Here is a 12,661-nt window from a genome sequence, read left to right as displayed (position 1 = left end):
GACGACGAGCGGAGCGAACGAGGACATGGGCCGAACGGGCACGAGCCAGGCGAGGAAGGGCGGACGCATACGACGCCTCTTCACCTGGAAGAAACTCCTGGGCACGTTCTTCGTGGGCTGTCTGCTCGCGATGGGCGCCTTCTACGCGCTCTACCTGATGGTCCCGGTGCCGACGGCCAACGCCGACGCGACGCTGCAGAGCAACGTCTACAAGTACTCCAACGGCAAGGTCATGGCCCGCACGGGCAAGATCAACCGGGAGATCGTCGGCCTGGAGAAGGTCCCCGTCGCCGTCCAGCGGGCCTTCGTCGCCGCCGAGAACAAGACCTTCTACAAGGACCACGGCGTCGACATCAAGGGCACGATCCGCGCCGCCTGGAACACCGTCACGGGCAAGGGCAAGCAGGGCGGCTCGACGATCACCCAGCAGTACGTCAAGAACTACTACCTGAGCCAGGACCAGACGGCCACGCGCAAGCTCAAGGAAATGGTCATCGCGCTCAAGGTCGACCAGAACATGTCCAAGCCGGAGATCCTCGCCGGCTACATGAACACCAGCTACTACGGCCGCAACGCCTACGGCATCCAGGCCGCCGCCCAGGCCTACTACGGTGTCGACGCCACCCGGCTCACCGTCGGCCAGGGCGCCTACCTCGCCTCCCTGCTCCAGGCCCCCAGCCAGTACGACTGGACCTCCGCCAGCCCCGACGGCCGCAAGCTCGTCGAGGAGCGCTGGAACTACGTCCTGGACAACATGGTCGAGGAGGGCTGGCTGGACACCGCCCAGCGCACCGGCATGAAGTTCCCCGTCCCGCACAAGCCCAAGGCCCCCAAGGGCCTCAGCGGCCAGAGCGGCTACATCGTCGAGGCAGCCAACCAGGAGCTGATGCGCCAGGGCGTCAGCGAGGAGGACCTGAAGGCCGGCGGCTGGACCGTCACCCTCAACATCGACGAGAAGAAGCAGAAGGCCCTGGTGAAGTCGGTCGACGAGCAGCTGGAGGCCAAGCTCGACCGCAAGGACGACGAGAAGGACGCCACCGTCCAGGCCGGCGCCACCTCCGTCGACCCGAAGACCGGCGCGATCGTCGCCATGTACGGCGGCGTCGGCGCCACCGAGCACTGGACCAACAACGCCACCCGGCGCGACTACCAGCCCGCCTCGACCTTCAAGCCGATCGTGCTCGCCTCCGCGCTCGACAACGGCGCCGAGACCCAGGACGGCCGCAAGATCGGCCTCGGCACCGTCTACGACGGCACCAGCAAGCGGCCGGTCGTCGGCAGCGACATCGCCTTCGCCCCGGAGAACGAGGACGACCGCAGCTACGGCCCGGTCACCGTCCAGAAGGCCACCAACAACTCCATCAACTCGGTCTACGCCCAGATGATCGTGGACGTCGGCCCCACCAAGGCCAAGCAGACCGCGATCGCCCTCGGCATGAAGGACGGCGCGGACTTCGGCGCCACCCCGGCGATGTCGCTCGGCGTCATGGGCGCCTCCACCGTCGACATGGCCGGCGCCTACGCCACCCTCGACAACCACGGCGTCAAGGTCACCCCCACCCTGGTCAAGTCCGCCGAGCACAAGGAGCGCACCGCCGACCCGGTGAAGTCCATCGGCGAGCGGGTCATCAGCCGGGTGGCCGCCGACACCACCACCAAGGCCATGCAGGGCGTCGTCCAGTCCGGCTCCGGCTTCCGGGCCGCCGGCGACTACTACGCCGCCGGCAAGACCGGCACCTCCGAGAACAACCGCTCGGCCTGGTTCGTCGGCTACACCCCCGAGCTGGTCACCGCCGTCGGCCTCTTCGGCGAGGACGCCAAGGGCAACCAGGTGACCCTCACCGACACCATCAACCCCGGCCGCGCCAACGGCGGCCGCACCCCGGCGCAGATCTGGGGCGCCTACACCGAGCGCGCGCTCGGCGGCGGCTCGGACACCCCGTTCGACCTGGAGACCGACGGCACCTCCGGCGGCGACACCGTCCCGACGCCCACCCGGACCACCGGCTCGCCGACGCCCACCGCGACGGCCACCGACGAGGCCACCACCCCGCCGGAGCCGACCGCCCCGACCGTGACGACCCCGCCGGAGCCCACCACCCCGACGGTCACGACCCCGCCGGAGCCGACGCCGACGAAGACGACCGATCCCGCGCTCCCGCCCCTCCCGGACGGCGACAGCGGAGTCGACGGCCGCACCCGCGACTGACGAAGGACCGCCCGTACGAGACGACGGCCGGGCCCCTGGAGGGGGCCCGGCCGTCGCCGTGTACGAGGTCCGGCGTCACGCGCCTCAGCGCGTGGCCAGCTCGAACCACACCACCTTGCCACCCGAGAGCCGCGTCGCGCCCCACCGCCGGGCCAGCCGGTTCACCAGGAACAGGCCGCGCCCGCTCTCGTCGGTGTCCCGCGCCCGCCGCTGCCGCGGCAGCTGAGGAGAGTCGTCGCCGACCTCACAGCGCAGCACGTCCGTCCGCAGCAGCCGCAGCGTCACCGGACGCTCCGCGTACCGCACCGCATTGGTCACGACCTCGCTGATCAGCAGCTCGACCGAGTCCGTCAGCTCCTCCAGGTCCCACCGCGCGAGCGCCCGCCGGGCCAGCCGCCTGGCCCGCCCCGGCGCCGCGTCCTCCGGCTCCAGGAACCAGTACGCCACGTCGCTCGGCGCGATCCCGTCGAAGCGGGCCGCGAGCAGCGCGATGTCGTCGTCCCGGTCGCCCGGACCCAGCATGTCGAGCACGTCGTCGCACAGCGCCTCCAGCGGAGGCGAGTGGTCGGGCCCGGTCAGCTGCGCCGTCGCCGCCAGCCGCTCGCGCAGCTGCTCGATGCCGGTCCACACGTCACGCAGCCGGGACTCCACCAGACCGTCCGTGTACAGCAGCAGCGTGGCCCCGGCCGGCGCGTCCAGCTCCACCGCCTCGAAGTCCACCCCGCCCACCCCGATCGGCGCGCCCGGCGGCACCCGCAGCACCTCGGCCCGGCCGCCCAGGTGCAGCAGTATCGGCGGCGGATGGCCCGCGTTGGCGATGGTGATCCGGTGCGAGACCGGGTCGTACACCGCGTACAGGCACGTCGCCATCCGGTTCTCGCCGAGCCGCTGCGCCTGCTCGTCCAGGTGGTGCAGCACCTCCTGCGGCGGCAGGTCGAGCCCGGCCAGGGTCTGCGCGGTGGTGCGCAGCTGGCCCATGATCGCCGCCGAGGTCATGGAGTGGCCCATGACGTCGCCGACCACCAGGGCGACCCGGCTGCCGGGCAGCGGGATCGCGTCGTACCAGTCGCCGCCGACCCGGGCCGTCTCCGCCGCGGGCAGGTAGCGCGAGGCGAGCCGCACGCCGGTCGGCTGCGGCAGCGAGTCCGGCAGCATCGTGCGCTGCAGCTCGTCCGCGATGTAGGCCTCGCGCCCGTACAGCACCGCCTTGTCGATGCCGAGGGCCGTGTGCGTGGCCAACTGCGCGGCCACCAGCAGGTCGTTGGGTTCGAACCCGGCCCGCTCCGGCCGGCGCAGGAACACGGCCGCGCCGATCACCCGGCGCCGCCCCCGCAGCGGCGCGAGTATGGCCCGCATCCCGCCGGGCACCGGGTGCTCCGGGCCCAGCAGCTCCGGCAGCGCGGCCCGCGCGGCGGGGGAGTCGCCGGGCACCGGCCGCACCCCGCGCAGCACCTCGGCGAGCGCGCTGCCCGACCGGACCTCGCACAGCTCGGCGGCCGGCGTCGGGTCCGGGTCGGGGACGAGGACCAGCTCCTCGCCCTCCAGGTCCGTTAACCGCAGCCGGTCGGTACGGCGCAGCCGCAGCACGAAGGGTTCGGCGGGCCGCTCGTCGCCCACCGGCAGCGGATCGCGCAGATAGACCAGGATCACGTCGGAGAAGGTCGGCACCGTCGCCCGGCACAGACCGAGGACGATCTCGTCCAGGTCGAGGCCGCGCGCGATCCGCCGCGTCGCGGCGCCCACGAACCGCAGCCGCTCGCCCTCGCGCCGGTCCGCCGCCTCGGCACCGCTCAGGCCGCCGCCCGTCTGGGGAGCCGGCGCGGGCACGGCGACGGCAGCCGCCGTCGCCGCTGTCGCCGCCGTCGCCGCCTCCTGGCGGGGGCGGGTGCGTTCCTGCGGCCGGGCAGCCATCGCCTTGCGGCCTTCGTGGGAGGTGGGATGCTCCGTCACGCCTGGGATTCCGTCCGTCCGGGCCGGTGGTGCGTTGCACACGCTCTTCTCGCCGATGCCGCGCCTTCGGCGGCCCTAAACCACCGGCACGAGGTGGATGTGGAGGAGCGGGCCTGGACAGCCCCGCACAGGTCCGGCACTGCTCTCCCCCTCAAGAAGCGGTCATGGATGACTAGCGGGTGACTCGTGGTCAGGTCCAGCGCGGTGCCGGGTCGTTGACGTGCGATCCGATCGGTCGAGTGCGTGCGGAGGACGATCCTACGTTTGCACCCCGGGGGCGCATCAAGGGTCTCATGGCGCCGTGTGCACGGGAATGAGATCCCAGTCCGCGGGCAGCTCGGGCACCGGCCAGGCGGGGTCGGGCCGCCAGTCCTCCCAACCGTCCGAGAACGGCGCCCCCCAGGCCCGGATCAGCTCGACGGCCGCGTCCCCGGCCGCCCTGACCCGGTCCGCCTGCGCGGCGTCCATCAGGCCGGCGCGCTGGGCCTGGGCGAACTCGTCCTCGTCCCGCCACAGCCAGCTGCGGTCGGGGTAGACCGAGATGTCGAGGAAGTGGTCCTCGGAGTCGACGCCGCCGGACCAACGGGTGCGGGGCTCCTCCAGGTTCACGTACCAGCTGCGGAAGCGCCAGCCCCGCTCCCAGAACAGCCACACCGACCACGGGTCCTCGGGCCGGGCCAGCTTGAGCACGCCGGTGCCGAACCAGCGGGACCGGGTGGTGGTGCGCGGCGCCGTGTACCGGGTGACCAGCGGCTCCTCGTGGACGGGGGTGCCGTCGGCCAGGACCGGCTTGACGCATTCGGTGCCGGGGGCCATCCAGACCGCGAGGAGCTCCGGGGTGTCCTGGACCACGGTCACCGGGCGGCAGATGTGCACGTCGCCGGTGCCGTTGTCGCGGTAGCGCCAGAGGATCTGGTCCCCTGGCGCCCAGTGTCTGGGACGGCCGGATCCTGTCATGCGCAGATCTTAGGGGTGGGCTCCCGGCACCGCTGCGGCGAAGGTCACGGATGAGTCATGCGCAGCACGTCCAGGGCCTCGTCGAGCTGCTCCAGGGTGAGGTCGCCGCGCTCCACGTAGCCCGACTCCAGGACGACCTCCCTGATCGTCTTCCGTTCCGCCAGGGACCTCTTGGCGACCTTGGCGGCCTCCTCGTAGCCGATGTACTTGTTCAGCGGGGTGACGACGGACGGCGAGGACTCGGCGTACTCGCGGGCCCGTTCGACGTTGGCGGTGATCCCGTCGACCGTGCGGTCGGCGAGGAGCCGGGCGGCGTTGGCGAGCAGCCGGACCGACTCCAGCAGGTTCTTGGCCATCACCGGGAGCATCACGTTGAGCTCGAAGTTCCCGGCGGCGCCCGCGACCGCGACGGTGGTGTCGTTTCCGGTCACCTGGGCGGCGACCATGAGCACCGCCTCGGGGATGACCGGGTTGACCTTGCCCGGCATGATCGACGAACCCGGCTGGAGGTCCGGCAGATTGATCTCGGCCAGGCCGGTGCGGGGGCCGCTCGCCATCCAGCGCAGATCGTTGGCGATCTTCGTGAGGGATACGGCGATGGTCCTGAGCTGCCCGGACGTCTCCACCAGTCCGTCCCGGGCGCCCTGGGCCTCGAAGTGGTCACGGGCCTCGGTGAACGGCAGCCCCGTGGCGCGGGCGACCTCGGCGATCACGGCCGCCGAGAAGCCGGGCGGGGTGTTGATGCCGGTGCCCACGGCGGTCCCGCCCAGGGGCAGTTCGGCGAGCCGCGGCAGGGCGGAGCGCAACCGCTCGATCCCGTACCCGACCTGGGCCGCGTAGCCGCCGAACTCCTGGCCGAGGGTGACCGGGGTGGCGTCCATCAGATGCGTACGGCCCGACTTCACCACGCTCGCGAATTCGGCTGATTTCCGCTCCAGGGAAGCGGCCAGGTGATCGAGCGCCGGGATCAGGTCGTGGGTGACGGCGGCGGTCGCGGCGATGTGGATGGAGGAGGGGAAGACGTCGTTGGACGACTGGGAGGCGTTCACATGGTCGTTGGGGTGGACCTCCCGGCCCTCGGGCAGGCGTTCCCCGGCGAGGGTGGCGATCACCTCGTTGGCGTTCATGTTGGACGAGGTGCCCGAGCCGGTCTGGAAGACGTCCACCGGGAAGTGCTCGTCCCAGCGTCCCTCCGCGACCTCCCCGGCGGCCGAGACGATCGCCTCGGCCCGGTCCGCGTCGATCACGCCGAGCTCGGCGTTCACCTTGGCGGCGGCGGCCTTGATGCGGGCCAGGGCCTCGATGTGGGCGCGCTCCAGGCGCTGCCCGCTGACGGGGAAGTTCTGCACCGCGCGCTGGGTCTGGGCGCGCCACTTGGCGTGGGCGGGCACCCGGACCTCGCCCATGGAGTCGTGTTCGACGCGGTAGCCGTCCGAGCCGGCCTCTTCGTTGCTCATGGTTCGTCAACCTCCTCGAAAAGTTGAGCACTTGTCTTGTTCGACGTATTCCCAAGTCGTTTACCGGCCAGTAAAAACCGTGGGTAACCCCACTTCCAGGAGGCGCAATGACGCGCACCAGGTACAGACTCCGATGGGCGATCGCGGCCGGCGCCGCGGCCGCGGCGGTCCTCGGAACCATGACGGCCGCCACCCCCGCCGGCGCGGCCGCCCCCGCTGCCCGCACCACCGCTTCCGTTCCGCTCCCGGCCGAGCTGGAGGCGATCCGGGCCGCCGAGGCCACCAGGATCTACGGCTCCCCGGAGGAACGGCCGCTCGACCGCCGCAAGACCGGCCTCATCTCGCTCGGCGACAGCGAGATCTCCGGCGAGGGCGTCGGCACCTACGAGCCGCCGACCAACGGCCCCACCAACTGGTGCCACCGCTCGCCCGACGCCGCCATCCACCGCACCGGCATCCCCGCGGACCTCACCTTCAACGTGTCCTGCTCCGGCGCGTACACCGGCAACATCCGCGTCGGCGGTTCCCGACAGTACGCGGACGAACTCGTCCAGAGCGACAACCTGGCCATCAAGGCGCGCAACACCCGCATCAAGATGGTGCTGCTCGTCGCCGGCGCCAACGACGACCTCCAGTTCGGCCCGGTCATGACCGACTGCGTCCAGCGCTATCTGCTCGCCCAGGGGCCCTGCGAGCCGAAGTACGCGCCCGGCTGGCAGGCCCGGGTCGACGGCCTCGTCCCCAAGGTCGAGCAGACCGTCCGCGACCTGCGGACCGTCATGCGCGACGCCGGGTACGCCGACGGCGACTACAAGCTCGTCGTCATGGGCTACCCGAGCCCCATCGGCCCCGACTTCCACGACAACCCCGGCTTCCCCGGCAAGCTCTCCTGCGGCGGCCTCGGCTACGACTCCGACACCAAGTGGGGCCGCAACACCGCCGTCCCCGCCTTTGAACGCGGCATGCGCAGGGCTGCCGCCGCCACCGGCGCGGTCTACCTCGACAACTCGCGGCTCTTCCACGGCCACGAGGTCTGCATGGAGGACACCTGGGCCCGCGGCCTCTTCATCGACCTCTCCAAGCCCGGCACCCCGGACGAGAACTCCGTGCGCCAGTCCTTCCACCCCAACAAGGGCGGCCACGCGGCCTTCGCGTCCTGCCTCACCCAGCTCTACGGCTCCTCGCTGCGCGAGGCGAGCTGCGCGGACGTGAACTCCTCCGGCAGCCCGGTGCTGTTCCCGTTCGCCTGGGACGACGTCTACAAGCCGCTGAAGAACGCCGCCACCGGCAACTGCCTCGACGTCGAGGGCTCGGAGTCCGCAGGCGGCACGGCCGTCCTCGGCTGGGACTGCCACGGCGGCCGCAACCAGGGCTGGTGGTACGACTCCGCACGCCGGACCGTGCACACCGAACTCACCCAGGACCGCTGTCTCGACGTGCCGGGCGCCCGGTACGAGGCCGGCTCGGCGCTCGTCCTGTGGAACTGCCACGGCGCCGCCAACCAGAAGTTCGTCCGTGACGGGGACACCCTCCGCCCGGCCGCGGCGACCGGCCTGTGCCTGACCCAGGGCGCCGCGAGGCAGCCGGTCCGGCTGCAGAGCTGCGACGGCTCGGCGAACCAGCGGTTCGTCGTGTGACCCTCCCGCACACAGGGCCCCGTGGCCCCCGTCCAGTACGGGACGGGGGCCACGGACGCGCCCGGGGCCGGGCCCCGGGCGCTCGAGGCCCTCAGGAGACCTTCAGGGACGTCCTCGCCAGCTCGTACGCCGGCAGCATCTCCTCGTGCTCCTCGGAGTCGAACCCGCCGAGGTGGACGATGACCACGCCCTTCGGCACCGCGACGGCGAAGGCCCGCTCGTTCTTGGTCTCCTCCGTCACCTCGCCGTAGACCGCGTAGGTGACCTCGACGGCGGGCAGCGCGCCCGCCTCCGTCTCCCGGTAGACGGCCCCCCGGGAGCCCTTCTCCGCCTTGACGAAGCCCTCGAGCGCGGCCCGCGCGGGCCCCTTCGGAGCGGTCCACACCCGCAGATAGCCGAGGTTCCCGGCGGGCTTGGCGTCCACCTCGCAGCGAACGGTGGCGGGGCCCTGACGCGTGAGCGCGGCGAACTCCGGGTTCTCCGGGTCGTCGACCGCGTCCGGCTTCCAGTCCTTCGCGAGGCCGAAGGTGACCGGCAGGACGCAGGCGGTCCCCGCGCCGCCGAGCGACCCGGCCGGGGCGGCGGCCCGGGGCGCGGCGGCGCTCGTGGACGCGGCCGCGGACGGCGGGGCGGCGGGCGCCGCGGGGGCGGCCTGCGTCCCGCAGCCGGTCAGCAGCAGCCCGGCCGCCAGCAGGGTGGCGGGGACCGCCGTACGTATCGGTGCTCTCTCTGGCATGCGCTCATCATCCACGACCGGGTGCGGGCCCCCTGCGGCGGTCGGGGAGCGGGGGCGTCAGGAGAGCTTGCCGCCGTAGTCGGGCAGCTTGAACGTTCGCTCGGCGTGGCCGCCGACCAGGTCGGTGGTGTTGTTGCCGATGTTCGCGATGATCGTGTAGCCCTTGGCCTCGATCTCCGCCCGCTTCTGCGTCTTGTACGCGCTGACCTCGGCGAACAGGTCGGGCAGGGAGCGCACGTACAGCCCGTCGACCGGGTAGCCGGTCTGCTTCAGGTTCCAGTCGGTGAGCGAGTGGATGATGCCGGGGCGGGCGGTCACGAAGAAGACGGCCACCCCGCGGCCGTGGGCGTCGCGGACCAGCTCGCGGACCTCGGGGATGGCCGGGGTCGGCAGCTCCCAGAAGGGGTGGAAGTCCGTCTCCAGCGAGCTGTTGTCGATGTCGAGGACGATCGCCTGCTTCTCGCGGCCGGCGTCCTCGGACCGCTCCTCGATGTAGGGCCGCGCCTCGGCGACCACGGCCGCCACGTCGCGGCGCCAGGTCCCGTAGTCGATGTCCGCGAGGGCGGCGGTCGAGGTGACGTGGGCGTCCGGATCGGCGGCGGAGGCCGCCGGGGCGGGACCGACGAGGAGGAGGGCCGTCAGGCCCAGGGTGGCGGCGGCGGTGGTGGTGGCCTTGGCGGAGGGCATGGGGGGCTCCCGAGTGGTCGACCGGCTCAGTGGTTGACATGCTCGCGGCCAATACTGACCGGTAGGCGACCGGAGGACTACCAGTCGGTAGCCACTTTCTGAGCGGGGAACGACGACGCCCCCCGGTCCGGGGGACCGGGGGGCGTCGGGAAGCCGGGGCGATCGGGCGATCCGGCGATCGGGCGGTCAGGCGAGACCGGGACCGCGCACCGGGATGTGCGTGAACGTCGGCTCGGGAGCCGGGTTCTGGAAGAAGTCGTTGCCCTTGTCGTCCACCACGATGAACGCCGGGAAGTCCTCCACCTCGATCTTCCAGACGGCCTCCATGCCGAGCTCCTCGTACTCGACGACCTCGACCTTCTTGATGCAGTCCTGCGCGAGCCGGGCCGCCGGGCCGCCGATCGAGCCGAGGTAGAAGCCGCCGTGCGTGCCGCACGCGTCCGTGACCTGCTTGCTCCGGTTGCCCTTGGCCAGCATGACCTTCGAGCCGCCCGCCGCCTGGAACTGCTCCACGTAGCTGTCCATGCGGCCGGCCGTCGTCGGGCCGAAGGAGCCGGAGGCGTAACCCTCGGGGGTCTTCGCCGGGCCCGCGTAGTAGACCGGGTGGTCCTTCAGGTACTGCGGCATCTCCTCGCCCGCGTCCAGCCGCTCCTTGATCTTGGCGTGCGCGATGTCACGGGCCACGACCAGCGGACCGGTCAGCGACAGACGGGTCTTCACCGGGTACTTGGTCAGCTCGGCCAGGATGTCGTCCATCGGCTGGTTGAGGTCGATCTTCACGACCTCGCCCGCGTCCAGGTGCGCGTCCTCGGTCTCCGGAAGGAAGCGCGCCGGGTCCGTCTCCAGCTGCTCCAGGAAGACGCCCTCGGCGGTGATCTTCGCGACGGCCTGGCGGTCGGCCGAGCAGGAGACGGCGATGGCGACGGGCAGCGAGGCGCCGTGACGCGGCAGGCGGACCACGCGCACGTCGTGGCAGAAGTACTTGCCGCCGAACTGCGCGCCGATGCCGATCCTCTGCGTCAGCTCGAAGACCTTCTCCTCCAGCTCCTTGTCGCGGAAGCCGTGGCCGGTCTCGGCCGAGCCCTCGGTGGGCAGCTCGTCCAGGTAGTGCGCGGAGGCGTACTTGGCCGTCTTCAGCGCGAACTCGGCGCTCGTGCCGCCGACGACGATGGCCAGGTGGTACGGCGGGCACGCCGCGGTGCCCAGCGAACGGATCTTCTCCTCCAGGAACTTCATCATGGAGGCCTCGTTCAGGACCGCCTTGGTCTCCTGGTAGAGGAAGGACTTGTTGGCGGAACCGCCGCCCTTCGCCATGAAGAGGAACTTGTACGCGCCGCCGTCGGTCGCGTACAGCTCGATCTGCGCGGGCAGGTTCGAGCCGGTGTTCTTCTCCTCCCACATGGTCACCGGGGCCATCTGCGAGTAGCGCAGGTTGAGCTTGGTGTACGCGTCGTAGATGCCCTGGGAGAGCGCCTTCTCGTCCTCGCCGCGGGTGAGGACGTTCTGGCCGCGCTTGCCCATGACGATCGCGGTGCCGGTGTCCTGGCACATGGGCAGGACACCCGCGGCGGCGATGTTCGCGTTCTTCAGGAGGTCGAGCGCGACGAACTTGTCGTTGCTCGACGCCTCCGGGTCGTCGATGATCTTCCGCAGCTGGGCCAGGTGGGCCGGGCGCAGGTAGTGCTGGATGTCGTGGATGGCCTCCGCGGCCAGCTTGCGCAGGGCCTCCGGCTCGACCTTGAGGAACGTACGGCCGTCGGCCTCGAAGGTGGAGACGCCTTCGGAGGTCACCAGGCGGTAGGGCGTGGTGTCCTCTCCCAGGGGGAGCAGATCGGAGTACGCGAACTCTGGCATGACGGCGGCAATCCTCACTCGGCAGACAGCAGCGCGCCGCCTCCGTTGGCGGGCGCGCCCTCCAGCGTAAGACGCGGGCGCGGCGCGGATCCTGTGAGGTAAGGCTCACTAGCGGGCGCGACCACTCCGGAACGGCGTGTTCTGGCCGGGCGGCGGGCGGCCCACGGGCTGTCCACAGGACACGGCCGTTCCCCTGGTCGCGATCTATCGCGTTTCGCTAGGCTGAGTTCGTGGACCTCGAAAAGCAGCCCCAGCAGCCGGTCGCTCCGGACGGGCCCGCGCCCGCCCCCGCGCCCCGGCCCGCCCCCGCCGATCCACAGGGCTCGCTGCGGGCCTCGGACGCCGACCGGGACCGGACCGCGGACATCCTCAGGGAGGCCCTCGCCGAGGGACGGATCGATCCCGAGGAGCACGCGGAGCGGATCGACGCCGTCTACCGCGCCAAGACCGTCGGCGAGCTGGAGCCGATCGTGCGGGACCTGCCCGCTCCCGGCGCCCGGACGACGCCCGCCCCGGCCCCGCTGTACGGCCCCGAGGACACCGAGGGCCCGGCGGACACCATGGTCGCGGTCTTCTCGGCCTCCACCCGGAAGGGGCGCTGGCGGGTGGGCCGCAGGACCAACGCCTTCTCGTTCTTCGGCAGCATCGAGATCGACCTGACCGAGGCGATCTTCGCCCAGCGGCTCACCACCATCAACGCCACCTCGATCTTCGGCCACGTCGAGGTGCGCGTCCCGGAGAACATCACGCTGCGCGGCAGCGGCACCGGCGTCTTCGGGAACTTCGAGGTGGTGACCCTGGAGGGCGCCGACCCGCAGGCACCGGTCGTGGTCGTCAACGGCTACGCCGTCTTCGGGAACGTGGAGGCCAGACCCCGGCGCGGCAAGTGGGTCACCGATCTGCAGAACCGGGTTCAGGACAAGTTCCGCAAGCATCTCGGCCACTGAGCCGCCACTGAGCCGCCACTGGGTCACCGCGGGGCGGTCGTCGAGCGGCCGAGGTCCCGGCGGACGTGCGGCGACCCGAGGGTGCCCGGACGGCGATCGGACGGCGATCGGCGGGCGTGCGCGGCCGGCGGCGGAAGCCCGCCTTCCGGCAGGGTCCCGTTCGGCTTCCGGTCCCTCGAAGTGACCGGAATTCGCCGTCCGGTGTCCGGGGTGCGGAGGCACGCAGT

9 protein-coding genes are annotated in these 12,661 nt (G+C 71.7%); 3 read left to right on the top strand and 6 right to left on the bottom strand.

What is annotated here, in order from left to right; translation table 11 throughout:
• Nucleotides 1-25: 25 nt before the first annotated feature.
• Nucleotides 26-2,209, top strand: coding sequence for a transglycosylase domain-containing protein (locus ABD954_RS11825; RefSeq protein ID WP_345485894.1), 2,184 nt, complete (start codon nucleotides 26-28; stop codon nucleotides 2,207-2,209).
• Between the two features lie 84 nt (nucleotides 2,210-2,293).
• On the opposite strand, the gene ABD954_RS11820 is transcribed toward ABD954_RS11825, so the two are convergent.
• From ABD954_RS11820 to ABD954_RS11810, 3 genes are all read right to left on the bottom strand, one after another.
• The gene (locus ABD954_RS11820; protein ID WP_345485893.1) at nucleotides 2,294-4,159 is read right to left on the bottom strand and encodes a SpoIIE family protein phosphatase; all 1,866 of its coding nucleotides are present in this window, start codon (nucleotides 4,157-4,159) and stop codon (nucleotides 2,294-2,296) included.
• Nucleotides 4,160-4,450: 291 nt separating this feature from the next.
• Nucleotides 4,451-5,116: a cytidylyl-2-hydroxypropylphosphonate hydrolase gene (gene fomD, locus ABD954_RS11815; RefSeq protein ID WP_345485892.1), complete on the bottom strand. Its 666-nt coding sequence runs from the start codon at nucleotides 5,114-5,116 to the stop codon at nucleotides 4,451-4,453.
• 44 nt (nucleotides 5,117-5,160) lie between these two features.
• A complete protein-coding gene (locus tag ABD954_RS11810) occupies nucleotides 5,161-6,573 on the bottom strand; it encodes a class II fumarate hydratase (RefSeq protein ID WP_345485891.1) in 1,413 nt (470 codons plus the stop codon).
• A 107-nt stretch (nucleotides 6,574-6,680) separates the two neighbouring features.
• Between ABD954_RS11810 and ABD954_RS11805 the strand changes: the two genes are divergently transcribed.
• A complete protein-coding gene (locus tag ABD954_RS11805; protein WP_345485890.1) occupies nucleotides 6,681-8,210 on the top strand; it encodes a ricin-type beta-trefoil lectin domain protein in 1,530 nt (509 codons plus the stop codon).
• A gap of 91 nt (nucleotides 8,211-8,301) precedes the next feature.
• On the opposite strand, the gene ABD954_RS11800 is transcribed toward ABD954_RS11805, so the two are convergent.
• The 3 genes from ABD954_RS11800 to ABD954_RS11790 form a co-directional block, all read right to left on the bottom strand.
• On the bottom strand, nucleotides 8,302-8,946 hold the full coding sequence (locus ABD954_RS11800; protein ID WP_345485889.1) for a lipoprotein: 645 nt from the start codon (nucleotides 8,944-8,946) through the stop codon (nucleotides 8,302-8,304).
• A 57-nt stretch (nucleotides 8,947-9,003) separates the two neighbouring features.
• Entirely contained in the window at nucleotides 9,004-9,633 is a 630-nt protein-coding gene (locus ABD954_RS11795) for an HAD family acid phosphatase (protein WP_345485888.1), read from the bottom strand.
• A 186-nt stretch (nucleotides 9,634-9,819) separates the two neighbouring features.
• Nucleotides 9,820-11,487 carry a fumarate hydratase gene (locus tag ABD954_RS11790; RefSeq protein ID WP_345485887.1) on the bottom strand — a complete coding sequence of 556 codons (1,668 nt, stop codon included), beginning with the start codon at nucleotides 11,485-11,487 and terminating at the stop codon, nucleotides 9,820-9,822.
• Between the two features lie 230 nt (nucleotides 11,488-11,717).
• Between ABD954_RS11790 and ABD954_RS11785 the strand changes: the two genes are divergently transcribed.
• Nucleotides 11,718-12,434, top strand: coding sequence for a DUF1707 SHOCT-like domain-containing protein (locus ABD954_RS11785; protein ID WP_345485886.1), 717 nt, complete (start codon nucleotides 11,718-11,720; stop codon nucleotides 12,432-12,434).
• The last annotated feature ends 227 nt before the right edge of the window (nucleotides 12,435-12,661 follow it).

Source organism: Streptomyces roseoviridis (assembly GCF_039535235.1).
Classification (GTDB): Bacteria; Actinomycetota; Actinomycetes; order Streptomycetales; family Streptomycetaceae; genus Streptomyces; species Streptomyces roseoviridis.
The sequence above is the reverse complement of the archived record's forward strand: the minus strand, read 5'-3'. Positions and strand labels throughout refer to the sequence as shown.

What these genes read in the sequence shown, in the direction of transcription:
- ABD954_RS11795 (WP_345485888.1), bottom strand. Translation starts at nt 9,633, where the DNA reads ATGCCCTCCGCCAAGGCCACCACCACCGCCGCCGCCACCCTGGGCCTG.
- ABD954_RS11805 (WP_345485890.1), top strand. Translation starts at nt 6,681, where the DNA reads ATGACGCGCACCAGGTACAGACTCCGATGGGCGATCGCGGCCGGCGCC.
- ABD954_RS11800 (WP_345485889.1), bottom strand. Translation starts at nt 8,946, where the DNA reads ATGCCAGAGAGAGCACCGATACGTACGGCGGTCCCCGCCACCCTGCTG.
- ABD954_RS11825 (WP_345485894.1), top strand. Translation starts at nt 26, where the DNA reads ATGGGCCGAACGGGCACGAGCCAGGCGAGGAAGGGCGGACGCATACGA.
- fomD (WP_345485892.1), bottom strand. Translation starts at nt 5,116, where the DNA reads ATGACAGGATCCGGCCGTCCCAGACACTGGGCGCCAGGGGACCAGATC.
- ABD954_RS11790 (WP_345485887.1), bottom strand. Translation starts at nt 11,487, where the DNA reads ATGCCAGAGTTCGCGTACTCCGATCTGCTCCCCCTGGGAGAGGACACC.
- ABD954_RS11810 (WP_345485891.1), bottom strand. Translation starts at nt 6,573, where the DNA reads ATGAGCAACGAAGAGGCCGGCTCGGACGGCTACCGCGTCGAACACGAC.